Source organism: Bradyrhizobium diazoefficiens (assembly GCF_016612535.1).
In the GTDB taxonomy this organism is placed as follows: Bacteria; Pseudomonadota; Alphaproteobacteria; order Rhizobiales; family Xanthobacteraceae; genus Bradyrhizobium; species Bradyrhizobium diazoefficiens_C.
The window spans coordinates 2,490,477-2,517,248 of record NZ_JAENXS010000002.1; the positions used below are offsets into that span (position 1 = coordinate 2,490,477).

Sequence of the window (26,772 nt, forward strand, 5' to 3'; positions counted from 1 at the left end):
GATAGGCCGGCAGGGCAACGCGTCATGGCCGCGTATGGTCTCTACACGCACATCGCCTCGAACAAGTTTCGTTCGATGCTGCTGCTCGCCGGCCTGTTCGCGCTGGTCTACGTGCTGGTCTTTGCCGGCGCGCTGGTCGCCGAGGTCGTCACCAACGGCGACGGGACCGTCGCTTACTATTTGAGCCGTGCCTTCGCCGACCTGCTCAAGGCCGCGCCGGTCGCGACGCTTGCCGCGGTCGCCTGGATCGTCATCGCCTATTTCTTCCACCAGTCGATGATCGACGCGGTGACGGGCGGCCACGACGTCAGCCGGCAGGAGGAGCCGCGGCTCTACAATCTGCTGGAAAATCTCTGCATCTCGCGCGGCATCACCATGCCGAAGCTGAAGATCATGGACTCTCCGGCGCTGAACGCGTTCGCGACCGGTCTGAACCCGCGGCAGTATGCGGTCACCGTCACCACGGGCCTCCTGAAGGCGCTGAACGACCAGGAAATCGAGGCGGTGCTGGGCCACGAGCTCACCCACATCAAGAACGGCGACGTGCAGCTGATGGTCGTCGCCGTGATCATCGCCGGCGTGGTCGGCTTCTTCGGCGAACTGTTCTTCCGCCTGTTCACCAATTTGAGCTGGAGCTCCGGCGGCTCGTGGCCGTCGGGCTCTTCCTCCTCGTCGCGGTCGTCCTCGTCGTCGAGCGACAGCAAGAGTTCCGGCGGCGGCGCAATCGTCGTCATCATCATCGCCGTCGTGCTGATCGTGGTGGCCTGGCTGGTGTCGCAGGTGGTCAAGCTCGCACTGTCGCGCTCGCGCGAATACCTGGCGGATGCGGGCTCGGTCGAGCTGACGAAAAACCCTGATGCCATGATCTCGGCGTTGCGCAAGATCGAAGGCCGCGGCGAATTGCCGGGCGCGACCTCCGCGGTGATGGAGCTTTGTCTCGACAATCCGCGCGAAGGCTTTTCAGATCTGTTCGCGACCCACCCCTCGGTGCAGTCCCGCGTCGACGCGCTGGTCAAGTTCGCCGGCGGTCGTGATCCCGGTCCGCTGCCACCGCCCGCCGACGAAACAGAGCAGCCCGAGACGGAAGGGCCCGAGGCACAGGCCGACCAGCAGAACGCCCCGCCTCCACTGCCGAAGGGCCCGTGGAACGATGCTGGCAGCCGGGCAAGCCCACCACCCGTGCCAGCGCCGAGCCCTACCGGAACTGCGGCGGGCAACCCGCTGGGAAATCCTATCGGACCCTGGGGCCGCCGCTAAGCGTGCGATTCCGCCGCGCCCTGTGGCTGGCTTCGTAGCGATTGGGAAAAACTCCGGGAATTGCCGCAACCGTGGTCCAAGGAATTGAATTCTCCCTTGTTTCTGCCATGTTCGCGCCCAACAGCAGACTTGGGACAATCCTTGGGACATCCTTGGGATATCGATTTGGGGCCCGGCCGATTGCAGCCTGCAATCGGAGGGCGCGTTAGGGGACAGCAATGGCAAAGCCGGCAGTGGTTGTGGTGGGCGCGGACAAGGGCGGGGTCGGCAAGACCACGGTATCGCGCACCCTGCTCGATTATTTTTCCGCCAACAATGTGCCGACGCGCGCCTTCGATACGGAGTCGCCGCGCGGAACGCTGAAGCGCTTCCACCCTGACATCACCGAGATCGTCGACATGACGACGACCTCTGATCAGATGAAGATCTTCGATACGCTCAATGCGACAAGCCCGTCGGTCACCGTGATCGATGTCCGCGCCGGCCTGCTCTCGCCGGCTCTGGCCTCGCTGCGCGACATTGGTTTCCTCGACGCCGCCAAAGCCGGCCAGATCACCTTCGCGGTGTTCCACATCCTCGGACCCTCGATCGCCTCGCTGGACGAGATCGCCGAGACGGCGGGTTTCATGACCGGCGCAAAATATTTCCTGGTGAAGAACTTCATCAACGACACCCAGTTCTTCCAGTGGGACCAGGCGACCTATAATTCCTACTTCCACCGCATCAAGGATGCGACCGAGCTGACCATCCCCAAGCTCAACGAAATGGCTTATGAGCAGGTCGAGGTGTCCTCCGTTCCGTTCCTGAAATTCGTCGCCAACAAGGGCATCAACGACGAAGCCGCGAACTATTCGTTCGTGCTGCGCGGTTATGTCCGGCACTGGCTGGCAAACGTCTGGAGCGAGTTCGACCGCATCCACCTGACCGACATCGTCGGCTCCAAGCCCAGCGGCCGCAGCAGCGAAAAATAGTTGCAGAGTATGGGCGGATACGGCTGGATTGGGCGGTGAGTTCGCTCAGATAATAGCCCGTGATGCCCGCAACGCCCCTCTACATCATCTGCTCGCCCCGCCCGCAGGTCGGCAAGACGCTGCTGGCGCGACTATTGAGCGAATTTCTGCTGCTCAAGAACGGCAACGTGACGGCGTTCGACGTCAATCTGAAGGAGCCGTCGCTGCTCGATTATCTGCCGAAGATCACGGAAACGGCCGACGTGATCGACACCTACGGCAAGATGCAGCTGATGGACCGCGTCATCGTCGATGACGGGCTTGCCAAGGTGATCGACCTCGGCTTCCACGCCTTCGACGAATTCTTCAAGATGACCGACGAGATCGGCCTGCTCAAGGAAGCGGCGCGCCGGCATGTCGCACCACAGATCCTGTTCGTTGCCGATAGCGACCGCGTCTCGGCCCGCGCCCATGAGATGCTGCGTCAGCAGATCCCGCGAATGAACCTGATCACCGTCGACAATGAGTTCATTATCCGCGGCGAGCTGCCGCCCGCGATGGCCGGCGGCCGGCTGCTCCGCCTGCCGGCGCTCCCCGGCTTCCTCAAGACCTATATCGACCGGCTGAACTTCTCCTTCACAGGCTATCTGCGCCAGGAGAAGGACTCCTCGACCGAGCTGCACCAGTGGACCCGGCGGAATTACCTCGCCTTCCGCGAGCTGGAGCTAAGCCTGATCCTGCAGCGGTCCTAGGCAATAATTTTACCCGGATAATATTGACTGTGATCCGGATTGGGCTTATGGGGGGCAACCATCAACGTCCTCGGCAAGGCCCCACCCGTGAACATCGACCGGAAAGCAGCCGTCGCCGCCTACAAGGAGCGGAAGTCCATTGCAGGGATCTACGTCGTCCGCTGCGCGGCGTCGGGCGAGGTCTGGGTCGGCCAGGCCCCGAACCTCGCGACGATCCAGAATCGCACGTGGTTCACCCTGCGTCAGGGCAGCCATCCCTGCCGCAGCCTTCAGGCCGCCTGGAACGCGCATGGCGAGGCCGGCCTGACATTTGGCGAATGCGAGCGTCTGGAGGAGGAAGAGACAGACTACGTCCGGAATGCGCTGCTCAAAGAGCGCATGCTGCACTGGCAGGCGGAGTTGAAAGCCGAGGCGATCTGACGATCGCCGCAGCGACCTCTCAGTGCCCCTCGAAGGTCATCAGCGTGCGCACCGGCACGTCCATGGCGCGCAGCTTGGCGGCGCCGCCGAGTTCGGGCAGATCGATGATGAAGCAGGCGGCGACAACATTGGCGCCGATCTGGCGCAGCAGTTTTACCGCGCCTTCAGCAGTGCCGCCGGTAGCGATGAGATCGTCGACCAGGATGACGCGCTCGCCGGGCGAGATGGCGTCGACATGCATCTCCATCTCGTCGATGCCGTATTCGAGAGAGTAAGCGATGCGCACGGTGGTGTGCGGCAGTTTGCCTTTCTTGCGGATCGGCACGAAGCCGGCCGAGAGCTGATGCGCCACCGCACCGCCGATGATGAACCCGCGTGCTTCCATGCCGGCGACCTTGTCGATCTTGTTGCCGGCCCAGGGATTGACGAGCTCGTCGACCGCGCGACGGAACGCGCGCGCGTCCGCGAGCAACGTCGTGATGTCGCGGAACATGATCCCCGGCTTGGGATAGTCGGAAATGGTGCGCACGCTCGCCTTCAGATCGTGGTCAAAAGTCATCAGTGCCTCTCAATTGACCGGCGGATCCAGCCGGAACGCATTCTCGACAATACGTAATCCCACCTCGTTGCCGAGTGACATCAGCGATTCCGGATGGAATTGCACGCCGGCAACCGGGAGGGTCTTGTGCTCCAGCGCCATGGCGACGCCGTCTTCGGTACTGGCGGTGACATTGAGCACCTCCGGCATGCTGTCGCGCTCGACATAGAGCGAATGATATCGGCCGATGACGATTTCGTTCGGCAGATTGCCCATCAACCGCCCGCCGCGCACCTGCACCCGCGAGGGCCGGCCGTGGGCGGGATGGGTGAGCTGGCCGAGCTCGCCGCCGAAATATTCGCCGATCGCCTGCAGGCCGAGGCAGACGCCGAACACCGGCAGCTTGTTCTCCAGCGCCGCGTCGATGGTCTTCTTGATTCCGAAGTCTTCGGGCCTACCGGGACCGGGCGACAGCACGAGTAAATCCCACCTCTTCTGCTTGAGCATGTCGAGGGCATGCACATAGCGAACCACGGTGACGCTGGCGCCGACCTGGCGGAAATAGTCGGCGAGCATATGGACGAAGCTGTCGTCGTGGTCGATCAGCAGCACGCGCTTGCCCGACCCGGTGGCGTCGGGCGCAAACGCCGACAGCGGCTTCGGTGGATCGCCGCGCAGGGCCTGGAACAGGGCTGCGGCTTTGACCTGGCATTCGCGGTCTTCCGCGGCGGGATCTGAATCAAAAAGACAGGTGGCGCCGACGCGAACCTCGGCGAGGCCGTCTTTCATGCGGATGGTGCGGATGGTGAGACCGGTGTTAATGCTGCCATCAAAGTTCACCGCGCCGATCGCGCCGGCATACCAGCGCCGCGGCGAGCGCTCGTGGTCCTCGACGAACTGCATCGCCCAGAGCTTTGGCGCACCGGTCACGGTGACGGCCCACGCATGAGTGAGGAAGGCGTCGAGCGCGTCGAAGCCGGGACGCAGCATGCCCTCGACATGGTCGACGGTGTGAAACAGCTTCGAGTAGGTCTCGATCTGCCGTCTTGCCAGCACCTTGATCGTGCCGGGGACGCAGACGCGGGCCTTGTCGTTGCGATCGACGTCGGTGCACATGTTCAGCTCGAACTCGTCCTTCTCAGAGTTCAGGAGCTGGCGGATCTGCTCGGCATCGCCGATCGCATCGGTGCCGCGCGCGATGGTGCCTGATATCGGGCAGGTCTCGACGCGGCGGCCATCTGAGCGCACGAACATTTCCGGCGAGGCCGAGACGAGGAATTCGCCGTCACCGAGATTCATCAGCGCGCCATAAGGCGACGGGTTGATGACGCAGAGCCGCTGAAACACTTCCGCCGGTGAACGTTCGCAGGGCTCGGCGAAGAGCTGCCCCGGCACCGCCTCGAACAGGTCGCCGCGCGCGAAGGCTGCGCGTGCGGTCTCGACGGTGGCCTGATATTCGCCCGGCGCGTGATCGGCAAAACCCTGGCGCGATGTCTTCAGATACGGGCTCTCGGCCGTCTCATGCGGCAAGCCTAAGGTCGTCTTGCCCTTCCACGCGAAATCGTATGTGAGCACCACACCGCGGGCGGTGGCGCGGTCATAGGCCAACAGGCGATCGGGGATGTAAAGCACGATGTCGCGCTGGTCATTTTCGCGCGGACGCTTCTGCACGAGGTCCTCGATCTGGAACACGAGGTCGTAGGCGAAAGCGCCGAACAGGCCGAGCAGCCCGTCGTCATTGGCGGAGAACGCGGCGACGAGATCGCGCACCAATGACATTACGCTGGCGCGGCGCGTGCGCTGGTCTTCCTCGATCGGCGCATCGCCGCGGATGATGTGACCGGCAAGACGCGAAGCGGTTTTCTCGGAGATCACGACGCAGGGCTCGCGCAGGACGTCAGTGAGGAAGGCGATCAGCACCTGCCCGCGCTCGTTGAGCGCTTCCAGCTTGAAATTGATGCCTGTTGTCTCGAGCTTGAGCGGCGGATCGGAGAAGCCGAGGTCGAAGCTCTCGTAACGGCCGGGTACGGTCGTGCCCGAGGACAGCACCACGCCGCGGCGGCGATCGAGCAGATTGACGAGATCGTCGAGCCGGTTGGCGCCGCCGGTAAACTGCTCCGCCACGCGCGTGATCGCGAGACCGCCGCGTGTGACGTAATCGCTTCTGGCCGGGAGGGCAAAGACTGTCCTGTTCATGTGGTCCTCTTACGAAACTTGCCGAGGGAACGCCACACAGGACAAACGATCAGGCCGCCGCGCTGTGCTGGCGACCTTCGACGATTTTGGGAATAGAAATCGCACCGGCCACCTCTTAGGAGGTGCGCCACCAAAGACGGGCTGGGCGGACGGCGATGCTCATGGGCGGGATACTCACCATGGCGCGGGGACGGCGTCAAGCGGCCAGACCATCCTTGACGACCAAAATGGTACAGGGACAAGTCAAGTATCACATTTCGGTCTGCATGGTATCGCGACCAACCGCTGCGTCTGCCGCATGACGCTCGATCTCGTCTCGCGTTACTGTGAGAGAGGCGTTGCCGCCAGATCCGGCAATTTCGGCGCGATCGCCTAAGGTCGCAACCGTAGTGCGGGTCCCTCCGGTGACGGCATACCATGTCGCCGATTCATCGGTCGCTCTAATCGCCGTGATGGTCGCGGCTGGATCTAGATCGGACTTTCGGAGGAGCAAATCGATAGCTTCGGCCGCCAGGTTTTTCTCCGCAATTCTTGAGAAGTTCCGGATCGTATCCGCGTCTACGACAGACAGCCGCGCTCCCACGACAGGCGGTTGGAAATTCTTCAAACTCTCCAGCGTCAGTTGCTCCGGTTTTGGGATTGGGCTGCGCATCTCGTATTCATAAAGCCGTCCACCCACGTCTTCAACGACGCATATCCGCGATCCCTTGTCGGTGCCAACGCCGAAAGCCATGCATTTCTGCCCCTCCACATCCAAATGAAATCCCGCGCGTACGGCGAGTTTGAGTTCCGGATCCGGCACTACGGCCCCGCACGCCGCGGCGATTGTGATTTGCAGCGGATCAGTCATCTGGAAACGTATCCGGTCCACGTTTTGCCAAATGCGGCGCGCCAACAGATGTGGGTAGAGTTGCGCAAGCCGCTCGATTTCAGAAGTGTATTGCTCGCGCGCGACAGGGCGCAGTTCCGGCCAGCCCGTGATCCACCGGGCCGCGAGTGGTGTCATAGGCTGCTGTCGCTCCGCCTGGTAGAAGCGCGTGTCAAGCGCATCGAGCGTTGCGGCGCAGTTGTAGAAACCGCTTTGCGCCGCAGCCTCGCCAGGATTGGCTTCCACCCAGGCCATCATCTCTTGCAGAATCTGGTGCTGCGCGACCGCCCCCATAGCCTTCAGTCCCGCGAGCGCATCTTCAGATGTCGTCGGAAGCATCTCGGCGCCGATGTTGCTGATGAACTGGCTGTGACCGCCATTGTTAATCTGAGCGAGATAAAGGTCGGCGTGATAAGCCTGTATGGCCGCGATCGGCAATTCACGTCGCGTGTAAACACCGACATGTAGAATTGCGTTGACGTAGTCGACCACAGCATCGACCAGATAGTGAGCCTCCTCAGGCTTGTGAGCTGCCTCCACCGCGTCGCGAGACACCACAACTGTCGACAAGCGGCCATCCACGATCATCGCCCAGCTCCGCACTCGCATCTATGGCGAATATTTCACGAAAACACCTTAGGATTGCAAGAGGGAATGCAAAAATCAAGACGTGAAGATTCGCTAGTCGGTAGCGTGCCGCACTTACCCCAGATGCTTCCTGAAAAACTCCGTCGCCCTTCCCCAGGCGAGCTCTGCGGCTTCGCGGTCGTGCACGGCCTGGCGCTGCTCGTTGACGAAGGCGTGTTCGGCGTCATAGCGGAACAGCTCGAGCGACTTGCCGGCAGCCTTCATGGCCTTCTCGAAGCCGCTGACCAGCTCCGGCGTGCACCAATCGTCCTTGTTGGCAAAATGCGCCTGGAGCGGGATCTTGACGTCGGCGGGCTTGGCCGCCTGCTCCGGGGGAATGCCGTAGAAGACGACGCCGGCCGCAAGCTCCGGCACATGCACCGATCCGATGATGGTTACGGCGCCGCCGAGGCAGAAGCCGGTCAGGCCCACCTTAGCGCCGTTGCGCGACAAATATTGCGTGGCGCCGCGCACGGTCTGCGTGGTGGCGTCCATGAAATCGAGCGAGTTCATCTCTTTGCCGGCCGCATCCGTGTCGTGATACGGCACCACCTTGCCCTTGTAGAGATCGGGCGCCAGCGCATCGAAGCCGGCGAGCGCAAAGCGGTCGCACAGACCCTTGATTTGGTCGGACAGACCCCACCATTCCTGGATCACGACCACGCAAGGCGCGTTGCCGCGCGCGGCGTTGGCGAGATAGCCCGAGGCGTCCTTGCCGTCCGGGCGCTTGAAGGTGATGGTGGTTCCCATGGTGTCCTCCGACGGGGTTTTTGGGGAGCGGCTGGCGGCATTTTGGCCGCTGCGAGCGCGATAGGCAATCGCGCCGAACAACACACGCGCGTGTCCAACAAAAAAGCCCCCTTTCGGGAGCTTTTCATTCTCGTTTCGGCTCAAGCCGTTCAGTGCGAGTCGGCCCAGACCTTCTTCTTGGTGAAGTACATCAGGCCGGCGAAGATGATCAGGAAGATGAAGACCTGGAAGCCGATGCGCTTGCGCGCTTCCATGTGGGGCTCGGCGGCCCACATCAGGAACGTGGTGACGTCCTTGGCGTATTGCGCGACGGTCGCCGGCGAGCCGTCGTCATAGGTCACCTGGCCGTCGCTGAGCGGCTTCGGCATCTTGATGGCGTGGCCCGGGAAGTACTTGTTGTAGTAGGAGCCCTCTGGGATGGTCACACCCTCCGGCACCTTGTCCTCGAAGCCCTGGAGCACGGCCGCGACGTAGTCCGGGCCCTGCTCCTGGTACTGGCTGAAGAAGTCGACGATGAACATCGGGAAGCCGCGACCGTAGGAGCGCGCCTTGGTGATCAGCGACAAATCGGGCGGCGCCGCGCCGCCGTTCGCCGCGCGAGCCGCCTGCTCGTTCGGGAATGGCGAGGGGAAGTAGTCAGCCGCCCGGCCCGGGCGCTCGAACATCTCGCCCTGGTCGTTCGGACCGTCCTTGATCTTGTAGTCGGAAGCAAACGCGGCCACCTGCGCCGCTGAATAGCCGGGGCCGCCGGGATCGCCGAGGTTGCGGAAGGCGATGTAGGACAGAGCGTGGCAGTTGGAGCAGACTTCCTTGTAGACCTTCAGGCCGCGCTGGAGCGCACCGCGGTCATACTTGCCGAAAGGGCCGGCGAAGGACCAGCTGTTGCCCGGCGGCTTGGTGCCGCCTTCCTCAGCGCGGGCGTCCTGCAAGGTGCCGACGAACAGCGCACCGGCTGCAACGAGCGCGACCGCAATCGAAGCCACGGCCTTGCCGCTCTTGGCGAGGATCGCCTCCGAGATCGAATTCGGCACCGGCCGCGGCTTCTCGATGCGCGAGAGCAGCGGCAGCACGATCAGGAAATAGGCGAAGTAGCAGACCGTCAGGACCCGGCCAGCATACACGTAGATGCCTTCCGGCGGCTGCGCACCGAGATAGCCGAGCAGGATGCAGACCACGACGAAGATCCAGAAGAACTGCTTGGCCAGCGGACGGTACTTCGACGATCTGGTCTTGGCGGCATCGAGCCAGGGCAGGAAGCACAGGATGATGATCGCCGAGAACATTCCGATCACGCCCGCGAGCTTGTTCGGGATCGAGCGCAGGATCGCGTAGAACGGCAGGTAATACCATTCCGGCACGATGTGCGGCGGCGTCACGCCCGGGTTCGCCGGAATGTAGTTGTCGGCGTCGCCGAGATAGTTCGGCATGTAAAAGATGAACCAGGCGTAGAGCAGCAGGAAGCAGGCGACGCCGAAGCCATCCTTGATAGTCGCGTGCGGCGTGAACGGCACCGTGTCCTTTTCCGTCTTCGGCTCGACGCCGTCCGGATTGTTCTGGCCGGCGACGTGCAGCGCCCAGACGTGGAGCACGACGACGCCCGCGATCAGGAACGGCAGCAGATAGTGCAGCGAGAAGAAGCGGTTCAGCGTCGGGTTGCCGACCGAATAGCCGCCCCACAACAGCGTCACGATGCTCTCGCCGACATACGGAATGGCGGAGAACAGATTGGTGATGACGGTGGCGCCCCAGAAGCTCATCTGGCCCCACGGCAGCACGTAGCCCATGAAGCCCGTCGCCATCATCAGGAGGTAGATGATGACGCCGAGGATCCACAGCACCTCGCGCGGCTCCTTGTAGGAGCCGTAATAGACGCCGCGTAGCATGTGAACGTAGACTGCGAAAAAGAACATCGACGCGCCGGACGCGTGCATGTTGCGCAACAGCCAGCCGTAGTTGACGTCACGGACGAGCAGCTCGACCGACTTGAAGGCGAGATCGGCATGCGGCGTGTAGTGCATCGCCAGGATCACGCCGGTCAGGATCTGCATCCCCAGCATGAAGGAGAGGATGGCGCCGAAGGTCCACCAATAGTTCAGGTTGCGCGGCGTGGGATAGACGACGAACGAAGAGTGCATGAGACCCAGGATCGGCAGACGTCGCTCGATCCATTGCAGGGCCGGGTTGCTCGGCTGGAAGTCGGATGGTCCGCTCATGATGCGATCCTGAGGAAATAATACGACGCGACGGTTCGAGGCTTCGGACGCAGGTCCGAAGCTCAGCCGATCTGGATTTTGGTGTCGGAAACGAACTGGTACGGCGGCACTGCCAGATTCAGGGGCGCGGGTCCCTGGCGGATGCGGCCGGACGAATCGTACTGCGAACCATGGCAGGGGCAGAAGAACCCGTCGTAATTGCCTTCATGAGCGATCGGGATGCAGCCGAGATGGGTACAGATGCCGATCACGACCAGCCACTGGTCATGGCCGGCCTTGACCCGGGCCTCGTCAGACTGCGGATCGGGCAGGCTCGCCACCGGAACGGCGCGCGCCTCGTCGATCTGCTTCTTGGTGCGATGGCTGATGTAGATCGGCTTGCCGCGCCAGAACACCTTGATGTCCTGCCCCTCGGCGACCGGGCTCAGATCGACTTCGATCGGCGCACCGGCGGCGATGGTCGAGGCGTCCGGATTCATCTGGGAAACGAAAGGCCAGAGCGCAGCTGCGCCCCCTACTGCTGCAGCTGCCCCCGTTGCAACGAATAAGAAATCACGGCGTGTCGGATGGTCCGCCGAAGACGCTGTCGTCACGATTCCAACCCTTTCTTCTTATGCTGCCGGTGGAACCGTTCCAGGAGCCCCCAAGGTCCCCGGAACAGTCTGCCGGCGCCCGCGGCCCCCGCGGCGGCAGAACTTCGCGTGTCCCCACCAAAACAAGGCGAAAACAGCAGTCCAGAATCGTTCTATTGGCACCCTTGCCGGGCGAGCGCAAGCCCGCTAACCGCGCGGGAGCGTGCAATGCACGAATTCCGCGGTCGGCGATGTTTTATTGAGACATTTCCGGCCCTCACCCAAACCGCCAACGCCCATGCAAATCGCACTTTTCCAACCCGACATCCCCCAGAACACCGGCACGATTCTCCGCCTGTGCGCCTGCCTGGGCATCGCCGCCCATATCATCGAACCGGCCGGCTTCCCGGTCTCCGACCGGCATTTCCGCCGGGCGGGAATGGATTACCTGGATCACGTCAGCATTACCCGCCACGATTCCTGGTCGAAATTCGAGGAGTGGCGGGCGGCACAAGGCACCCGCCTGCTGCTGTTCACGACCAAAGCCGCCACCGACTACCGCGATTTTCGTTACCAGACGTCGGACATCCTGCTATTCGGGCGCGAGAGCGCCGGCGTCACCGAGGCGGTGGTCGAGGCCGCGGATGCGCGGCTGGTGATCCCGATCACCGAAGGGTTGCGGTCGCTCAATGTCGCCATGACCGCGGCGATGGCCGCAGGCGAAGCGCTGCGGCAGGTCCGGGACCCGCAAGATTGATATGTTGAGGAGAGACGAGTGAGTTACGCGGTCAAGGAAATCTTCCTGACCCTGCAAGGCGAAGGCGCCCATGCCGGGCGCGCATCGGTGTTCTGCCGTTTTGCCGGCTGCAACCTGTGGAGCGGGCGCGAGGCCGACCGCCTCGATGCGACATGTCAATTCTGCGACACCGATTTCGTCGGCACCGACGGCACGCTCGGCGGCCGCTACGCCTCGGCCGTGGAACTCGCCGACACCATCGCCGCGCAATGGACTGGATCGGCCTCCAACCGCTACGTGGTGTTGACCGGCGGCGAGCCGCTGCTGCAGGTCGATGCCGCCCTGGTCGAGGCGCTCCATGCCCGTGGCTTCGAGATTGGCGTCGAGACCAATGGCACGGTTGTTCCGCCTGATGGCCTCGACTGGGTCTGCGTCAGCCCCAAGGCCGGCAGCGAACTGGTGCTGAAGCGCGGCCACGAGCTCAAGCTGGTCTATCCGCAGGCCCTCGCAGCACCCGAGACGTTCGAAGGTCTTCCCTTCGAGCGCTTCTCGCTGCAGCCGATGGACGGACCTGAGGTCGCAGAGAACACCGCGCGCGCGATCGATTATTGCCTGCGTCATCCGCAATGGCGGCTGAGCGTGCAGACGCATAAATCGCTCGGCATCAGATAGGACGGGTCGACGGACAGATGTGGGAATTGACGAAATCGTTCCGCTTCGAGGCGGCGCATTCGCTGTCGGGAACGACCTTTGGTGCGGCGAGCGAAGAGATCCACGGCCACTCCTTCCGCGCCGAGGTGACGGTCCGCGGCACGCCGGACCCCATGACCGGCATGGTGGTCGATCTCGGCCTGCTCCAGCGCGCCATCGAGGAGGTGCGCGTGATGCTGGACCACAAGTTCCTCAACAAGATCGAGGCGCTCGGCACCCCGACGCTGGAGAACCTGTCGCGCTTCGTCTGGGAGCGGCTCGCCCCTATCGGCAAGCTCACCCGCGTCAGCATCCACCGCGACAGCTGCAACGAGAGCTGCACTTATTACGGTCCGCAAGGTTGACGCCAAGGTTGACGCGATGACATCTGCAATCGACCCACACCTGATCGATGATCGTAAGGCCCGCGCCCGCGCCTGGTTCGAGCGCTTGCGCGACGACATCTGCGAAACCTTCGAGCGGCTCGAGGATGACGCGCCACAAAGCCTCTATCCCGGCGAGGCCGGCCGCTTCGCGCGCACGCCCTGGCAGCGCACCGACCACACCGGCGCTGCCGGTGGCGGCGGCGTGATGTCGACGATGGTCGGCCGCCTGTTCGAGAAGGTCGGCGTGCACTGCTCGACCGTGCACGGCGAATTCGCGCCCGAGTTTCGCGCGCAGATTCCGGGCGCGGCGGAGGACCCGCGCTTCTGGGCCTCGGGCATCTCGCTGATCGCGCACTTGCGCAATCCGCACGTGCCGGCCGTGCACATGAACACGCGCTTCGTGGTCACCACCAAGGCGTGGTTCGGCGGCGGCGCCGATCTGACGCCGGTGCTCGACCGTCGGCGCACGCAGGAGGATTCCGACACCGTCGCCTTCCACGCTGCGATGAAGGAAGCCTGCACCGGACCGAACGGCGTTGCCGATTACGACAAGTACAAAAATTGGTGCGACGAGTATTTTTATCTGCCACACCGGAAAGAGGCGCGCGGCGTCGGCGGCATCTTCTATGACTGGCATGACAGCGGCGACTGGGACGCCGACCTCGCCTTCACCCAGGACGTCGGCCGCGCCTTCCAAAAGATCTACCCTGACATCGTCAGGCGCAATTTCGCGACCGCCTGGACCGCCGCGGATCGCGAGGAGCAATTGATCCGCCGCGGCCGCTATGTCGAGTTCAACCTGCTCTACGACCGCGGCACCATCTTCGGGCTCAAGACCGGCGGCAACGTGGATTCGATCCTGTCGTCGCTGCCGCCGGAGGTGAAATGGCCATGACGACGATGAAGCCCGCAATCAAGCAGCTCCCCCGCGCGATGCTGATCGACATGGACGACACCATCCTGTCGGCCTATGGCCGGCCCGAGATCGCCTGGAACACGATCGCAGAAGAATTCGCCGACGAGCTCGCGCCGCTGCCGCCGCGAGAGGTTGCAACAGCCGTGCTGGCCTATGCGCGAAACTTCTGGGCCAACGCGGAAGCCGCGTGGCGGATGAAGCTTGGCGAGGCGCGGCGGCTCACGGTGCGCGGCGGCTTCGCCGCGCTCGCCGCAAACGGCCATCGCGCCCTCTCCGACGATCTCGCCGATCGCCTCGCCGACCGCTTCACCACTTACCGCGAAGAAGCGATCTTCGTCTTCCCCGGCGCGCATGATGCCATCGACGCATTCAAGGCGCACGACGTCAAGCTCGCGCTGGTCACCAACGGCGCTGCCGAGATGCAGCGCGCCAAGGTCGAGCGCTTCGAGCTGGCTCATCGCTTCGACCATATCCAGATCGAGGGCGAGCACGGTTTCGGCAAGCCCGAGGAGCGCGCCTATCTGCACGCAATGGAAGCGCTCGGCGTCAGCGCGAACGATACCTGGATGATCGGCGACAATCTGGAGTGGGAAGTCGTGACGCCGCAGCGTCTCGGCATCTACGCGATCTGGATCGACGTGCATGGCGAGGGCCTGCCCGAAGGCTCGACGGTCAGGCCCGACCGCATCATCCGCTCGCTGAGCGAACTGGTGCCCGACCGGTCTGACGCAGAATCGCGAAAACAACCCCATGCACAGTAGCCGGGCCCCGCAATTTCGACGGCTTGCCGCAAACACAACGCGGCTACCGATTTTACGAAATCATTTGACGCGTCGGGCAAAACAGGCGCATGATGCCACCATCGCCGCGCCTGGGACGGAATAGTCGTTAGGTGACCATCGAGCGATCTCCCACTCGAACCTCTGCCATCGACGTTTCGCGCAGTCTAAGCAAGCCGGCGCAAATTCACGGGCTCCGCAGCCCGTGATCGGCGTGTCATGACGGCTTGCTAGCCTCCGCTCTCGTCGATCAACCCGAAAGGACCATCCATGGAACTGAAAACCGGCGACGTCGTGATGCTGAAATCCGGCGGCCAGCCGCTGACCGTCGCGGAGGTCAAAGGCGACGACATCCTCTGCCTCTGGATGGGTTCGGAAGGCGATCTGTTCCGCGAGACCCTGCCGCTGGCCACGCTCGAACGCCTGGAAATCGAAGACCTCGATGAGGATGACGAAGACGAGGAAGAAGACGACGAGGACGACGAGTAGGCACGCCTAGGACCGCATCCTGGTTTAGATCGGAGCGCTCGGCTCCGCGCTCCTGATGTCCGCTTCTCGGCCAATAGCGGACGCTGGATATCGCAGAAGAGCCAAAACCGATATATCGAGTTTGTCGGCTCGAGAGCAAAGTGGACATCTGGGCCGTTGGTTTGAACGGCGTGCTGACGAGGCGTGGCAAGCCGATCGTGGAATGACTCACCCAGTCACAGCCGAGATCTGGCGCAATCGTGATAATCAAACGATTTGCACCCTCGCTCTTGTCGTGGGACAAGGAACCATGGATCCGAGGAAGGCCTTCAACTGGCTGATCGCTGTTGCCGTGGCGGCGGCACTCGTCGCGACGCCTTTGTCGGCGCCGGCGATGGCCGCTTCGCAATTGGCGGCTGCCGCCGACGAGATGCAGACGATGGCGGACGACATGCCGTGCTGTCCTCAGCAGGACCAGAAAGCCAAGGACTGCGGATCCTGTCCCTTCGCCTTATGCATGTTGACTATCATCATGCCGGCACCCGATGGAAGCGGCGCGCTCGTCGATCGCATTATCTCGCTGAATGCCTTCGCGATGCCCGACGATCTGCTGATCGATGGACAGGGCGAGTACCCGCCGGACCACCCACCTCGAACGATCGTCTGACCGGCGCGCTGGCGCCGGAAAGTTGACGCGCGCCGAACAGCGGCGGGCGTCCTTTCGCATGCCGTTTTGCGGCGAGATCAGACGTTTCGAGGAAAAGACATCATGAAGACTGCCACACGTGCGCGCGCCGTCGCGGCCGCGCTGATCGGACTCTCGCTGGCGGGAGCGCCGAAGATGGCCTTCGCCGCCATCAAGGACTACGAATTCCAGCTCGTCGATCCGAGCGTTCAGGCCGGTGCGGACAAGGTCGTCACGGTCCGGCTCATGAACAAGAAGACTGGCAAACAGGTGCCGGACGCGGTGATCTTCGCCACCCGTCTCGACATGGCCCCCGACGGCATGCAGGAGATGGTGACCAAGGTCACCGCCATGCCGGGCACGGAGCCGGGGACCTACAAGTTCAAGGCCAACTTCAGCATGGCGGGCCGCTGGCAGCTATCGCTGGGCGCCAAGGTCCAAGGCGAGGCCGGCACGGTCGAGAACAAGCTCGTCATCACGGCGCAGAAATGAACCACGCCCTGCTGGCAAGCGTCGCCGCCGCGTCGATCGCGGCGGCGGGCACCGCGCTCGTCCTGGCCGGCGTGCAGCGGCCACCGGCGCGTATCGCCGAGTTGACCACTTCCGCCGAGGCGGAAGAGGCGCGCCCTCCCATCTATTTCCAGGATCCGGACGGCAAGCCGACGTACTCGCTGACTTCTCGCAAGACTCCGGACGGCCGCGACTATCGCGCGGTCCCCGCCGGCTCCGACGTCGGCTTCGACGAAGACGCCGCGGCGGAGGCACCGTCGTCGGCGGCGGCAAGCGGCTCCGGAGAGCGCCGGATCAAATATTACCGCAATCCTATGGGCCTACCCGACACGTCCCCGACGCCGAAGAAGGACTCGATGGGGATGGACTACATTCCCGTGTACGAGGGCGAGGACAGCGACGACGGTTCGGTGAAGCTCTCGCCCGGCAAGCTCCAGCGCACCGGGGCGAAATCCGAACGGATCGTGCGACAGGCGATCAGGTCGATGATCCGGGCGCCGGGCGTCGTGCAGGAGGACGAGCGGCGCGTCTCGGTGGTCGCGCTGCGCTTCGAAGGCTTCGTCGAGAGCGTGGCCAACGTCACGACGGGCGATCACGTCCACAAGGGGCAAACGTTGATGAACGTGTACAGTCCGGCACTCTCCAGCGCGGCCGCCGAATATCTCTCGGCGATCAACGCGGGCGCCACCGGCAAGGAGCTGAAAGGTGCCCGGCGCAGGTTGGAGAACCTCGCCACTCCCGAGCCGGCCATCAAGGAGCTGGAGCGCACCCGCGAGATATCGCTGTCGATTCCCTGGCTCGCCCCGCAGGACGGCGAAATCCTCGAACGTAACGCCGTGAACGGCATGCGGGCGGGCCCGGGCGACGTGCTGTTCAGGGTCGCCGACCATCGGCTCGTCTGGGTGCTCATCGATGTCGCGGAGCGCGATCTGCCGCAAGTCGCCATCGGCACGAAGGTGACCATCAAGCCGCGCGGGTTACGTGGCCAGAGTTTCACGGGCGAAGTGTCGTTGATCTATCCGCACCTGATGGCCCAGACCCGCACCGCTCGAATCCGGGTCGAACTGCCAAACCCCGATGAGTTGCTGCGGCCGGAAATGTATGTTGATGCAGAGATCGAGACCGGCACACCGAACCCCGTGCTCGCGGTCCCCGAAAGCGCGATCCTCGACAGCGGCGCCCGCCAAGCCGTCCTGATCGACAAGGGTGAAGGCCGGTTCGAACCGCGCGAGGTCAAGCTCGGCTTACGCGGCAACGGCTACGTGGAAGTCGCCGAGGGCGTCAAGGAAGGCGAAGCCGTCGTGACCTCGGCCAACTTCCTGATCGACGCCGAGAGCAACCTGAAGGCCGCATTGAACGGCTTTACCGAGGCGAGCGGCGCGCCATCGGCCCAACCGGCGGGGGCGCGACCATGATCGCCCGCCTCATCGCCTGGTCGGCCCGCAACCTGCTGCTGGTGCTGTTCGGTACCGGCTTCGCCGCCGCCGCCGGAATCTACGCGCTGATCCATCTACCGCTGGATGCGATTCCCGATCTCTCGGACACCCAGGTCATCGTCTACACCGAATATTCGGGTCAGGCGCCGCAGGTGATCGAGGACCAGGTCACCTATCCGCTCGCCACCGCGATGCTCACGGTGCCGAAATCGAAGGTCGTGCGCGGCTTCTCCTTCTTCGGCGTGTCGTTCGTCTACGTGATCTTCGAGGACGGCACCGACATCTACTGGGCGCGCTCGCGGGTTCTCGAATTCCTCAACGGCGCGGCGTCGCGGCTGCCGACGGGCGTGACGCCGACCATCGGCCCGGACGCGACCGGCGTCGGCTGGGTGTACCAGTACGCGGTGATGTCCAAGGAACTCAATCTCGCCGACACGCGGACCATCCAGGACTGGAATCTCAAGTTCGCGCTCGCCAAGGCGGAGGGCGTGGCCGAAGTCGCCAGCGTCGGCGGGTTCGTGAAGCAGTACAACGTGGTTCTCGATCCGCAGCGCATGCGCGACCTCGGCATCACCGTGCAAAAGATCCGGGACGCGATCCGCGCCAGCAATGCCGACGTCGGCGGGCGGACCGTCGAGCTGTCGGAGTTCGAGTACGTGATCCGGGGCCGGGGCTACCTGAAAGGCATCGACGATCTCGGCAACGTCGTCCTGAAGACCGACAAGGGCACGCCCGTGCTGCTGCGGGACGTGTCCCGGGTCGAACTGGGTCCCGACGAGCGGCGCGGCATCACCGAGCTCAACGGCGAGGGAGAAGTCGCCGGCGGCATCGTCCTGCAACGCTTCGGCATGAACGCGCTCGACGTCATCGAGAACGTCAAGAAACGGTTCAAGGAGATCGCGACCAGCCTGCCGAAATCCGTCGAGATCGTCCCGGTCTACGACCGGTCGGGCCTGATCTACGCCGCGGTCGACACGCTCAAGCACACGCTTTTCGAAGAGAGCCTCGTCGTCGCGCTGGTCTGCGTCGTCTTCCTGCTGCACGTCCGGAGCGCCCTCGTCGCCATCCTGATGCTGCCGGTCGGCGTCCTGATGGCGTTCGGGGCGATGAAGGTACTTGGGATCGGGTCAAACATCATGAGCCTCGGCGGCATCGCCATCGCCGTCGGCGCCATGATCGACGCCGCCATCGTCATGATCGAGAACGCCCACAAGCACCTAGAGCGGGCCGAGCCGGGCAAGTCGCGGCTCACGATCCTGATCGGGGCCGCCTCGGAGGTCGGGCCGGCACTGTTCTTCAGCCTGCTGATCATCACCGTCTCGTTCGTGCCGATCTTCACGCTGGAATCGCAGGAGGGGCGGCTGTTCAGCCCGCTCGCCTTCACCAAGACGTTCTCGATGGCAGCCGCCGCGCTGCTGTCGGTCACGCTGGTGCCGGCGCTGATGGTGATCTTCGTCCGCGGGCGCATCGTTCCGGAGCACCGGAATCCGATCAACCGGTTTCTGATCTGGATCTACCGCCCCGTCATCAAGGGCGTGCTGCGGGCGAAGACCCTCGTCATCCTGCTCGCGATCGGCGCGCTCGCCGTCACCATCTGGCCCGCCCGCCAGCTCGGTACCGAGTTCATGCCGAACCTCAACGAGGGAACGCTGCTCTACATGCCGACCACGCTGCCCGGCATTTCGGTGACCAAGGCCGCCGAACTGATGCAGACGCAAGATCGCATCATCCGCTCCTTTCCGGAAGTCGCGTCGGTCTACGGCAAGGCCGGGCGGGCCGAGACGTCGACCGATCCGGCGCCGACCGAGATGTTCGAGACCGTGGTCAATCTCAAGCCCAAGGAGCAGTGGCGGCCAGGCCTCACCATCGACGGCCTGATCGCCGAGATGGACAAGGCGCTGCAATTCCCCGGCGTGTCCAACGCCTGGACGATGCCGATCAAGGCGCGCATCGACATGCTCTCGACCGGCATCCGGACGCCGGTCGGCGTCAAGGTGATCGGCACCGACCTCGCCGAGATCGACAGGCTCGCCAAGCAGATCGAGCCGGTGCTGCGGGCGGTGCCCGGGACTTCGTCCGCCTATGCTGAGCGCGGGATCGGCGGCTATTACCTGGAAATCACGCCCGACCGCTCCGCGCTCGCGCGCTACGGCATCATGGTCCAGGACGTCCAGGATACCATCGCGACGGCCCTTGGAGGGCAGGCGGTCACGACCACCGTCGAGGGCCGGCAGCGCTTCACGGTGAACATGCGCTACCCGCGCGATCTTCGGGACGATCCGAAGAAGATCGCAAGCGACATCCTCGTTCCCATGCCGGCCGGAGGGGCCGTCCCGCTCGCGGAAGTCGCCACCGTCCAGATCGCGCGGGGCCCCACGTCGATCCGGACGGAGAACGCGCAGCTCGCGAGCTACATCTACGTCGACATCCGCGACCGCGACCTCGGCGGCTACGTCGCGGACGCGCAGCGCGCGGTCCAGGCGAGCATCCAATTTCCGCCGGGGTACTACGTGGTCTGGAGCGGCCAGTACGAATATCTGGAGCGCGCCATGGCCCGCCTGAAGATCGTGGTGCCTGCGACGCTGCTCATCATCTTCCTGCTGCTCTACCTCAATTTCAGGTCGGTCGCGGAGACGATGATCGTCATGCTCTCGCTGCCGTTCGCGCTGGTCGGCGGGCTGTGGCTGATGTGGTGGCTCGGGTTCAACCTCTCGGTCGCGGTCGCCGTCGGTTTCATCGCGCTCGCCGGCGTCGCCGCCGAGACCGGCGTGGTGATGCTGATCTACCTCAACCAGGCGCTTTCGGAGATCAGGGAGCGCCGCGCCGCCGCGGGACGGACATTGAGCCGGGGTGATCTCCACGAAGCGATCATGGAAGGCGCCGTCGAGCGCGTCCGGCCGAAGATGATGACTGTGGTGGCAATCATGGCCGGATTGCTGCCGATCATGTGGAGCACCGGCACCGGGTCCGAGATCATGCAGCGTATCGCCGTTCCGATGATCGGCGGCATGATCTCGTCGACCCTGCTCACGCTGATCGTAATCCCGGCGATCTTCGGGCTGGTGAATGGCTTCCGGTTGCCTCCCGCCGGCAAACCGCAGCCGCGGCCCAAGCCGAAGGCCACCACAAGGAAAATACGGATCCCGGAGCCAGCCGAATGAGGTGAACCATGATGCACGACATGATGCCAGGAATGATGGGCGGCATGGGACTGATCGCGGTCCTGGTGGTCATCGTGGTCGCGCTGGGGGCGGCCGCGCTGATCAAGTACCTGTTCTTTTCGAACAGAGGAGATTGAACATGGGTCGCCTTCTCTTTGTCGCACTCGCTGTTGCCATTGTCTCCGCGCAGGCTTTCGCGCAGCAGGACAGCGCAGCCCGCGGGGAACGGGATTTTCGGGCCTGCGCGCCCTGTCACTCGCTCAAGCCCGATCGCAATATGACTGGGCCGAGCTTGGCGAATCTCTGGGGACGGAAAGCAGGAAGTCTGCCGAGCTTCGATCGCTACTCCGACGCGCTCAAATCGTCCGGGATCATCTGGGACGATGGCGCGCTCGACGCCTGGTTGACCGATCCGGAGCGCATGGTACCGGACAACGAGATGCCCTTCAAAGGCATCCAGGATTCACGTGTCCGCGCGGATCTGTTGGCTTTCCTCAAGGAGGCCACGAAACCTGGGGCCACGCCGGAGCGAACCGCCGAAAATCGCATGAACGGGATGGGCGGCATGATGGGGGGAATGATTGGCGGGGGCGCCGACCCCGATCTGAAGAACCTCGATCCCGCGCGGCACGTGACCGGCATCACCCACTGCCGGGAGACCTATCGCGTCACCACGGCCGACGGCAAAATCCGTCACTTCTGGGACCGCAACCTGCGCCTGATGACGGATTCCAGCGAACGCGGACCGCAGCGCGGTGCGCCCGCGGTCGTGCCCGCTGGAATGCTGGGAGATCGTGCGGACGTGATTTTCGCCGCGCCCGAGGAGATCAGCAAGGCGATCGAGGCACGCTGCTGATCGTTCGAACCATAGGAGGGGTCCGACGTTGTTGCCAGATGCCGGAAAGGACTTGTTCGAGATGACAGCCGACTCGTTCCTTCGAGCGCTGTCGATGTCACTAGCCATGGGATGGGACATCCTCTGGCCGCTGATACTCGGCTTCGCGCTGTCCGCGGCGGTGCAGGCCGCGGTATCTCATCGCGAAATGAGCCGTCTTTTGCCGGACGATCGGCCGCGTTCGATCGCAACCGCTCTCGGTCTCGGGGCAGCCTCATCCTCCTGCTCATATGCGGCCGTGGCCCTGGCTCGCTCGCTCTTCCGCAAGGGCGCGAATTTCACCGCGGCCATGGCTTTCGAGATGGCTTCTACCAACTTGGTGCTTGAACTGAGCATCATCATGCTGGTGTTTCTCGGCTGGCAATTCATGTTGGCCGAATTCATCGGCGCTCCGATCATGGTGCTGCTGCTCGTGCTGCAGTTCCGGGCGTTCCTTTCTCCGAGCCTGCTGGAGAGCGCCAGGCGGCAGGCGGACCGGGGGGTCGCCGGCCGAATGGAGGGCCACGCCGAAATGGACATGTCGGTTACCGAAGGCGGCTCGCTCTGGCAAAGGCTCACGTCCGACAAGGGCCTGACCGCGGTCAGCCACTACTTCGTCATGGACTGGGGCTCGGTCTGGCTGGACATCGTCGGCGGCCTTCTCATCGCCGGCGCACTTGCCGCGTGGGTGCCCCAAGCGTTCTGGCAGTCGTTCTTCCTTGTCGATCATCCGACGCTCGCGAAAGCGTGGGGCCCGATCATCGGTCCGCTGGTCGCCGTGCTCTCCTTCGTCTGCTCGGTCGGCAACATCCCACTGGCTGCCGTTCTTTGGAACGGAGGCATCAGCTTCGGCGGGGTCATCGCGTTCATCCTGGCCGATCTGATCGTGATCCCGGTCCTGAACATTTACCGCAAGTATTACGGGCTAAAGATGGCGGGCTTCCTTTTCGCCACCTTTTACGCGGCAATGGCGGGGGCAGCGCTCATGGTGGAAGCGATCTTCGGCGCACTCGCTCTGGTGCCGGCGCAGCGCAACGCGCGAGTGGTCGAGGCGTCGATCAGCTGGAATTACACGACTTGGCTCAACATCGCATTCCTCGGCTTAGGCGCCCTTTTGGTTTGGCGCTTCCTGAGGACCGGCGGTCCAGCGATGTTGCGCATGATGAACCGGCCGCAACACGCGTCATGAACTTTGGCGACCACGTAGGAAGGTCGCGCGTACCGCGGTCGCAGCGATCGCTGCTGTATCCTACCGGTATCATACCTGTAAGACACTGTGCGATCGCGTTGAACTTGTTTTAGCTTTCCAACCGCTACAACGTCTGTGACAACGTTTAGGTAGCGCAGACCCGCTCCATCCTTCTCTATCTCTCGATGATGCTGCGATTCGTGGCCACACGCTCTTCAGAGGCAGCAAGCTGATTCAAAGTTCATCTCAAGCCGGTAATTGCGGTGACGTGACTCAATTGCCGCGTTACAGGGCGGTTTCACAAATGAAGTGCACTGTCGTCGTAATCGCGGCGACGTCGTGATGCTGAAATCCGGCGGCCAGCCGCTGACCGTCGCGGAGGTCAAAGGCGACGACATCCTCTGCCTCTGGATGGGCTCGGAAGGCGATCTGTTCCGCGAGACCCTGCCGCTGGCCACGCTCGAAGGCCTGGAAATCGAAGAGCTCGATGAAGACGACGAAGACGAGGAAGAAGACGACGAGGACGACGAATAGGCACGCCTAGGAGCGCATCCTGGTTTAGATCGGAGCGCTCGGCTCCGGCACGTCTGATGTCCGCTCACGGCCAACAACAGCGCACTAGCGGACATCACCGGATGCTTCGACCATCAATCCAGCGGAACGTTCAGACTGCTCCCTTTGGTGATGATGCCGCCACGGTTGCCAATCTCAATCGAGCCATAGCGCTGCCTGAAACAATCGGGCAGCGGCCGGTCACCTTCCATGCTGAGCCAAAGGCGCAACAGATGACGCTTTTGGCCTGCAATGGGCCAATCGCGGAATCCGGTCCGATCGTGCAACAAGGCATGATTGTAAACGAACTGCATGTCACCCGGTTGAAGCCGCATGCCAAAATGCAGAGTGGGGTCATTTGCGAGCGCGTCAAACAGATCGAGCGCCTCGACGTGAGCCGGCGTCAGCCTTGGCGCATCGGGAAAGCGCTGCGCGCTATCGATATACTGGCGCTGATAGAACCCGGTCAGGAATCCCGCATGCCAATTCAGCACCGGGATTTCGAGATATGGCTTTTCGTTCTCCGGCACCTCGCCTCGCCGGTCGGTCGCGATGGGATCAAACAAGAGAGCGGCAAGGTCGGGACGTCTGTCAAACATCTCGCTGTAGATCGTCGTCGTGCTGACCAGCAGAGAATCCCCTCCCTCCATCGCCTCGCGAATGCATAACAGTCCGACCACGTCGGACGAATCCGTGTGGAATGTCTGCCGTTCCGACGTTTGATAAATTCGCGTGTTCGGATCCTTCGCATCGGCGCCGACGTCACGGACGTGACCGAGAATGTGACCCGCGGCATTTTGGGACCGCGCCGATCCGAGATGCGCGCCCACCCCGCAAAATATCGTTGCGGCAAACTCCTGGCTGTAATTTGCCACCGGGAGGCCGCGGATGACTTCGAAGCCCAGGCCAACCAGAAGCGTTCTTTTGAGCTCTTGCAGATGCGCGCCGAAATGGGGAAGCGGAAAGCTGTCCTTGGTGATGTCGGCGATTTTCTTGGTCCGACCAAGATAGGATTCAGCCGCGGTCTCGAGCTCGGTGATCTCGCTGGCAGCGAGCGATACCAACCATCGATCCGGATTGACCTTCATCTCGGCGCCTTGCCAGGCAGATGGGATGTCGATCTTCCCGGGAGGGCGATTGATCCCGCTGGGCACTGAGACCACGTTCATATGGTTGGCTCCTGAGAAGATGGGTCATCAGAGAGAGCATTGGACCATCGACGATATTGTGCCGACCGCTTGCTTGCAACTTGGCAAGGCCACTTCCAGACATCGAGCCGTCAGCGGCGCCCCGTCAGGTGTCCGCGTCGTCTGCAGCAGCAGCCGCAGGCGTCCTCTTGGTCAGGGTCGCAGTTCGAATGGTTCATCGGCGAGAGGCGTTGCACGGCCTCTCGCTTGGAGCAAAAGGCAGCATCGGCCAGCGTTGCTTGCGCCGTGTGGCAGCCATGCCCACGGCGTCATCGGCAGGTATCCTTTCAACCCTCGGTAGTCAGGCGCGGAAACTTCGGCTAGCATTTGGTGGCGTGTGAGCATTGGGACGGAATGTCCGTCCTTGAAAGGACATGTCATGAGACTGTCGTCAAAGTTTGTCGCGCCTTCAGCCTTCGCTTTTTTATCAGCTGTCCTGCTGTGCGGCCCGGCCGCGTCGCAGACCACACCAAACTCCCCCGCCCCGCTTCCCTCTATCACGGTCGAAGCGCCGAAGCCGGCGGCGAGGCCGAAGCCGGTGGTCAGCACGGAGACGTCTCACCGGACATCGTCAACCGGTCGCACCCGATCGGCGTCCGCGCAACGGGCAACCACGCGAACGCCGTCGCCAGCGCCAAATTCGCCCCTGGGGCGGATTGCCAGGCTGGAGAAAGTCGCCAGCAGTTGCAACGGTGGCTGTGCAACAAGCTTCCGCAGCGGCAAGGATCCCTGGATTGGATGTAGCGAGTCCGGCGGCGGTCTGAACTATGGACCTCTCGCGCCAACGTGCCGAGATACCATCACCCACAAGAACTACGAGGAATGCGTCGAGACCAAGGTGTTCCTGGGCGAGTTTCGAAACAGAGCCCACTGGTTTTGCAGCAGCCTGTCCGCCGGCAACCAGTTTAAGGTCGCCGATCTCAAGCGGGCAAGACATCCACGCTAAAGCGTTTTCGAGCGAAGTGGATACCGGTTCGCCCGAGGAAGAAGCGTCAAAAGTGCTGGCAAAGTTTGATTGCCGACCTCCAACGTCATCTGCCTCGATTGCAAATTACGAGAGTGGTTCCGGCTGGCTGTTACCGGACGATTACAAGCAGTTCCTTGGCACGGCCAATGGCGGCCAAGGCACCATTGGCACCCATTCCTACGCGAGTTTATGGCCCGTAGAGCATTTAGACGAAATGAACCGCGCTTACGAGACCGCCAACCTTGCGCCAGGATTACTGCTATTCGGTTCGGATGGCGGTGACGAAGCGTATGCTTTCGATATGCGAGTTGCGGCTAAGCCTGTCGTATCTGTTCCGTTTGTCGGAATGGACCTTAATGAGATTCGTCCAGTAGCTGATACGTTTGAGGGCTTCTTGAAGAAGCTCTCCGAGATTGCGGCATGAAACTACTGTCCTGATGCGTTGGGCAGCGATCCTGGCAACCAACTCAGTGGGCCAAAATGCAGCCCGGCCCTGTCACTCCAGTTAGCGTGTCTCACTTACGGGGTGCAGTCCAGTGCAGTCCAGCACTGTCACCGTAATCCCGATGATGTTTGCGGACCATGCTCGACTGCTGCCTTGGAAGCGCGGCGGGCAATGAATGTGAACTACCTCACGTCGCCGGTCCGCAAACGGCGATATCTTCCCGGAGCAACAAGTTGGTTCTGAAGCGTTGCGGAGAACCCAATGCATAGTTCCTTCTACTTTCTTATCCCCTTCGCCCTTGCCGCCACCTGTGATCTGGCAACGATTCCATCACATATGCAACGTTCGGCGATATCAGCGGAGACGGAATTTCTGGTTCTGGCCGTCGTAGCGGTCACGCTGACCATATTGCTGGTCGTCTCGAGCCTGATGACCACGCATCCAGAGATCGGCGCACTCATCGCGGAATATAATCAATTCTGACAGCCGATCAGCCGAAGCAACATTCTGGACTCGTGCATCTTCACAGAGCGGCGCTTAGCCGCGAACGTCGCATCGATCTGGAGTTGTTCGCCGTTGCTGTGCCTGTCAGAGGCGGCATGTCGAAATTACGGGGACAGTGCTGGACTGCACTCATCGGCGGGTATC

At 62.9% G+C, this 26,772-nt stretch carries 27 protein-coding genes; 20 read left to right on the top strand and 7 right to left on the bottom strand.

Translation table 11 applies throughout. From position 1 onward, the window contains the following. Positions 1 to 24: 24 nt before the first annotated feature. From JJE66_RS28520 to JJE66_RS28535, 4 genes are all read left to right on the top strand, one after another. Entirely contained in the window at positions 25 to 1,257 is a 1,233-nt protein-coding gene (locus JJE66_RS28520) for a M48 family metallopeptidase (RefSeq protein WP_200517771.1), read from the top strand. A 218-nt stretch (positions 1,258 to 1,475) separates the two neighbouring features. After that, positions 1,476 to 2,228 carry a hypothetical protein gene (locus tag JJE66_RS28525; RefSeq protein WP_200517772.1) on the top strand — a complete coding sequence of 251 codons (753 nt, stop codon included), beginning with the start codon at positions 1,476 to 1,478 and terminating at the stop codon, positions 2,226 to 2,228. A 62-nt stretch (positions 2,229 to 2,290) separates the two neighbouring features. Next, positions 2,291 to 2,959, top strand: coding sequence for a hypothetical protein (locus JJE66_RS28530; RefSeq protein WP_200517773.1), 669 nt, complete (start codon positions 2,291 to 2,293; stop codon positions 2,957 to 2,959). A gap of 87 nt (positions 2,960 to 3,046) precedes the next feature. Continuing rightward, on the top strand, positions 3,047 to 3,379 hold the full coding sequence (locus JJE66_RS28535) for a GIY-YIG nuclease family protein (protein ID WP_200517774.1): 333 nt from the start codon (positions 3,047 to 3,049) through the stop codon (positions 3,377 to 3,379). Positions 3,380 to 3,398: 19 nt separating this feature from the next. Here JJE66_RS28535 and JJE66_RS28540 read toward each other — a convergent pair whose 3' ends face one another. The 6 genes from JJE66_RS28540 to petA all read right to left on the bottom strand — a co-directional run bounded on the left by JJE66_RS28540 (position 3,399) and on the right by petA (position 11,164). After that, on the bottom strand, positions 3,399 to 3,938 hold the full coding sequence (locus JJE66_RS28540; RefSeq protein ID WP_200517775.1) for an adenine phosphoribosyltransferase: 540 nt from the start codon (positions 3,936 to 3,938) through the stop codon (positions 3,399 to 3,401). A gap of 9 nt (positions 3,939 to 3,947) precedes the next feature. Beyond that, complete coding sequence (locus tag JJE66_RS28545) at positions 3,948 to 6,113, bottom strand: anthranilate synthase component I (RefSeq protein WP_200517776.1); 2,166 nt, start codon at positions 6,111 to 6,113, stop codon at positions 3,948 to 3,950. A 250-nt stretch (positions 6,114 to 6,363) separates the two neighbouring features. Then, a complete protein-coding gene (locus tag JJE66_RS28550; protein ID WP_246756567.1) occupies positions 6,364 to 7,569 on the bottom strand; it encodes a DUF4375 domain-containing protein in 1,206 nt (401 codons plus the stop codon). 114 nt (positions 7,570 to 7,683) lie between these two features. After that, the gene (locus JJE66_RS28555) at positions 7,684 to 8,358 is read right to left on the bottom strand and encodes a dienelactone hydrolase family protein (protein ID WP_200517778.1); all 675 of its coding nucleotides are present in this window, start codon (positions 8,356 to 8,358) and stop codon (positions 7,684 to 7,686) included. A gap of 149 nt (positions 8,359 to 8,507) precedes the next feature. Further along, the gene (fbcH, locus tag JJE66_RS28560; protein WP_200517779.1) at positions 8,508 to 10,571 is read right to left on the bottom strand and encodes a cytochrome b/c1; all 2,064 of its coding nucleotides are present in this window, start codon (positions 10,569 to 10,571) and stop codon (positions 8,508 to 8,510) included. 62 nt (positions 10,572 to 10,633) lie between these two features. Beyond that, on the bottom strand, positions 10,634 to 11,164 hold the full coding sequence (petA, locus tag JJE66_RS28565; protein WP_200517780.1) for a ubiquinol-cytochrome c reductase iron-sulfur subunit: 531 nt from the start codon (positions 11,162 to 11,164) through the stop codon (positions 10,634 to 10,636). A gap of 277 nt (positions 11,165 to 11,441) precedes the next feature. Here petA and JJE66_RS28570 point away from each other — a divergent pair, with 277 nt between their 5' ends. The 14 genes from JJE66_RS28570 to JJE66_RS28630 all read left to right on the top strand — a co-directional run bounded on the left by JJE66_RS28570 (position 11,442) and on the right by JJE66_RS28630 (position 23,507). Further along, a complete protein-coding gene (locus JJE66_RS28570; protein ID WP_200517781.1) occupies positions 11,442 to 11,900 on the top strand; it encodes a tRNA (cytidine(34)-2'-O)-methyltransferase in 459 nt (152 codons plus the stop codon). 18 nt (positions 11,901 to 11,918) lie between these two features. Continuing rightward, positions 11,919 to 12,551: a 7-carboxy-7-deazaguanine synthase gene (gene queE, locus JJE66_RS28575; protein WP_200517782.1), complete on the top strand. Its 633-nt coding sequence runs from the start codon at positions 11,919 to 11,921 to the stop codon at positions 12,549 to 12,551. A 17-nt stretch (positions 12,552 to 12,568) separates the two neighbouring features. Further along, the gene (locus JJE66_RS28580; protein WP_200517783.1) at positions 12,569 to 12,934 is read left to right on the top strand and encodes a 6-carboxytetrahydropterin synthase; all 366 of its coding nucleotides are present in this window, start codon (positions 12,569 to 12,571) and stop codon (positions 12,932 to 12,934) included. A 16-nt stretch (positions 12,935 to 12,950) separates the two neighbouring features. After that, a complete protein-coding gene (hemF, locus tag JJE66_RS28585; protein WP_200517784.1) occupies positions 12,951 to 13,850 on the top strand; it encodes an oxygen-dependent coproporphyrinogen oxidase in 900 nt (299 codons plus the stop codon). After that, on the top strand, positions 13,841 to 14,632 hold the full coding sequence (locus tag JJE66_RS28590) for an HAD family hydrolase (RefSeq protein ID WP_200517785.1): 792 nt from the start codon (positions 13,841 to 13,843) through the stop codon (positions 14,630 to 14,632). Before hemF ends, JJE66_RS28590 begins: the two co-directional genes overlap by 10 nt. Positions 14,633 to 14,920: 288 nt before the next feature. Continuing rightward, on the top strand, positions 14,921 to 15,139 hold the full coding sequence (locus tag JJE66_RS28595) for a YodC family protein (protein WP_200517786.1): 219 nt from the start codon (positions 14,921 to 14,923) through the stop codon (positions 15,137 to 15,139). A 202-nt stretch (positions 15,140 to 15,341) separates the two neighbouring features. Next, complete coding sequence (locus tag JJE66_RS28600; protein WP_200517787.1) at positions 15,342 to 15,785, top strand: hypothetical protein; 444 nt, start codon at positions 15,342 to 15,344, stop codon at positions 15,783 to 15,785. 102 nt (positions 15,786 to 15,887) lie between these two features. After that, complete coding sequence (locus JJE66_RS28605) at positions 15,888 to 16,295, top strand: FixH family protein (RefSeq protein WP_200517788.1); 408 nt, start codon at positions 15,888 to 15,890, stop codon at positions 16,293 to 16,295. After that, positions 16,292 to 17,728 carry an efflux RND transporter periplasmic adaptor subunit gene (locus JJE66_RS28610; protein WP_200517789.1) on the top strand — a complete coding sequence of 479 codons (1,437 nt, stop codon included), beginning with the start codon at positions 16,292 to 16,294 and terminating at the stop codon, positions 17,726 to 17,728. Before JJE66_RS28605 ends, JJE66_RS28610 begins: the two co-directional genes overlap by 4 nt. Further along, complete coding sequence (locus JJE66_RS28615; protein WP_200517790.1) at positions 17,725 to 20,910, top strand: efflux RND transporter permease subunit; 3,186 nt, start codon at positions 17,725 to 17,727, stop codon at positions 20,908 to 20,910. The genes JJE66_RS28610 and JJE66_RS28615 overlap by 4 nt, the downstream gene beginning before the upstream one ends. Positions 20,911 to 20,918: 8 nt before the next feature. Continuing rightward, positions 20,919 to 21,047 carry a hypothetical protein gene (locus JJE66_RS38525; protein WP_283818524.1) on the top strand — a complete coding sequence of 43 codons (129 nt, stop codon included), beginning with the start codon at positions 20,919 to 20,921 and terminating at the stop codon, positions 21,045 to 21,047. 2 nt (positions 21,048 to 21,049) lie between these two features. Continuing rightward, positions 21,050 to 21,766: a cytochrome c family protein gene (locus JJE66_RS28620; protein WP_200517791.1), complete on the top strand. Its 717-nt coding sequence runs from the start codon at positions 21,050 to 21,052 to the stop codon at positions 21,764 to 21,766. A 61-nt stretch (positions 21,767 to 21,827) separates the two neighbouring features. Then, on the top strand, positions 21,828 to 22,973 hold the full coding sequence (locus tag JJE66_RS28625; protein WP_246756686.1) for a permease: 1,146 nt from the start codon (positions 21,828 to 21,830) through the stop codon (positions 22,971 to 22,973). A 342-nt stretch (positions 22,974 to 23,315) separates the two neighbouring features. Further along, positions 23,316 to 23,507: a DUF2158 domain-containing protein gene (locus JJE66_RS28630; RefSeq protein ID WP_200517793.1), complete on the top strand. Its 192-nt coding sequence runs from the start codon at positions 23,316 to 23,318 to the stop codon at positions 23,505 to 23,507. A gap of 113 nt (positions 23,508 to 23,620) precedes the next feature. On the opposite strand, the gene JJE66_RS28635 is transcribed toward JJE66_RS28630, so the two are convergent. Beyond that, on the bottom strand, positions 23,621 to 24,694 hold the full coding sequence (locus tag JJE66_RS28635; RefSeq protein WP_200517794.1) for a TauD/TfdA family dioxygenase: 1,074 nt from the start codon (positions 24,692 to 24,694) through the stop codon (positions 23,621 to 23,623). A 980-nt stretch (positions 24,695 to 25,674) separates the two neighbouring features. Between JJE66_RS28635 and JJE66_RS28640 the strand changes: the two genes are divergently transcribed. Further along, on the top strand, positions 25,675 to 26,103 hold the full coding sequence (locus JJE66_RS28640; protein WP_200517795.1) for an SMI1/KNR4 family protein: 429 nt from the start codon (positions 25,675 to 25,677) through the stop codon (positions 26,101 to 26,103). Positions 26,104 to 26,385: 282 nt separating this feature from the next. After that, positions 26,386 to 26,607, top strand: a complete 222-nt coding sequence (locus JJE66_RS28645; protein ID WP_200517796.1) for a hypothetical protein — start codon at positions 26,386 to 26,388, stop codon at positions 26,605 to 26,607. Positions 26,608 to 26,772 lie beyond the last annotated feature (165 nt).

Coding starts and splice junctions, on each gene's coding strand:
- JJE66_RS28520 (WP_200517771.1), top strand. CDS start 25: ATGGCCGCGTATGGTCTCTACACGCACATCGCCTCGAACAAGTTTCGT.
- JJE66_RS28525 (WP_200517772.1), top strand. CDS start 1,476: ATGGCAAAGCCGGCAGTGGTTGTGGTGGGCGCGGACAAGGGCGGGGTC.
- JJE66_RS28530 (WP_200517773.1), top strand. CDS start 2,291: ATGCCCGCAACGCCCCTCTACATCATCTGCTCGCCCCGCCCGCAGGTC.
- JJE66_RS28540 (WP_200517775.1), bottom strand. CDS start 3,938: ATGACTTTTGACCACGATCTGAAGGCGAGCGTGCGCACCATTTCCGAC.
- JJE66_RS28545 (WP_200517776.1), bottom strand. CDS start 6,113: ATGAACAGGACAGTCTTTGCCCTCCCGGCCAGAAGCGATTACGTCACA.
- JJE66_RS28550 (WP_246756567.1), bottom strand. CDS start 7,569: ATGATCGTGGATGGCCGCTTGTCGACAGTTGTGGTGTCTCGCGACGCG.
- JJE66_RS28555 (WP_200517778.1), bottom strand. CDS start 8,358: ATGGGAACCACCATCACCTTCAAGCGCCCGGACGGCAAGGACGCCTCG.
- fbcH (WP_200517779.1), bottom strand. CDS start 10,571: ATGAGCGGACCATCCGACTTCCAGCCGAGCAACCCGGCCCTGCAATGG.
- JJE66_RS28570 (WP_200517781.1), top strand. CDS start 11,442: ATGCAAATCGCACTTTTCCAACCCGACATCCCCCAGAACACCGGCACG.
- JJE66_RS28580 (WP_200517783.1), top strand. CDS start 12,569: ATGTGGGAATTGACGAAATCGTTCCGCTTCGAGGCGGCGCATTCGCTG.
- hemF (WP_200517784.1), top strand. CDS start 12,951: ATGACATCTGCAATCGACCCACACCTGATCGATGATCGTAAGGCCCGC.
- JJE66_RS28590 (WP_200517785.1), top strand. CDS start 13,841: ATGGCCATGACGACGATGAAGCCCGCAATCAAGCAGCTCCCCCGCGCG.
- JJE66_RS28595 (WP_200517786.1), top strand. CDS start 14,921: ATGGAACTGAAAACCGGCGACGTCGTGATGCTGAAATCCGGCGGCCAG.
- JJE66_RS28600 (WP_200517787.1), top strand. CDS start 15,342: ATGACTCACCCAGTCACAGCCGAGATCTGGCGCAATCGTGATAATCAA.
- JJE66_RS28605 (WP_200517788.1), top strand. CDS start 15,888: ATGAAGACTGCCACACGTGCGCGCGCCGTCGCGGCCGCGCTGATCGGA.
- JJE66_RS28610 (WP_200517789.1), top strand. CDS start 16,292: ATGAACCACGCCCTGCTGGCAAGCGTCGCCGCCGCGTCGATCGCGGCG.
- JJE66_RS28615 (WP_200517790.1), top strand. CDS start 17,725: ATGATCGCCCGCCTCATCGCCTGGTCGGCCCGCAACCTGCTGCTGGTG.
- JJE66_RS38525 (WP_283818524.1), top strand. CDS start 20,919: ATGATGCACGACATGATGCCAGGAATGATGGGCGGCATGGGACTGATC.
- JJE66_RS28620 (WP_200517791.1), top strand. CDS start 21,050: ATGGGTCGCCTTCTCTTTGTCGCACTCGCTGTTGCCATTGTCTCCGCG.
- JJE66_RS28625 (WP_246756686.1), top strand. CDS start 21,828: ATGACAGCCGACTCGTTCCTTCGAGCGCTGTCGATGTCACTAGCCATG.
- JJE66_RS28630 (WP_200517793.1), top strand. CDS start 23,316: ATGCTGAAATCCGGCGGCCAGCCGCTGACCGTCGCGGAGGTCAAAGGC.
- JJE66_RS28635 (WP_200517794.1), bottom strand. CDS start 24,694: ATGAACGTGGTCTCAGTGCCCAGCGGGATCAATCGCCCTCCCGGGAAG.
- JJE66_RS28645 (WP_200517796.1), top strand. CDS start 26,386: ATGCATAGTTCCTTCTACTTTCTTATCCCCTTCGCCCTTGCCGCCACC.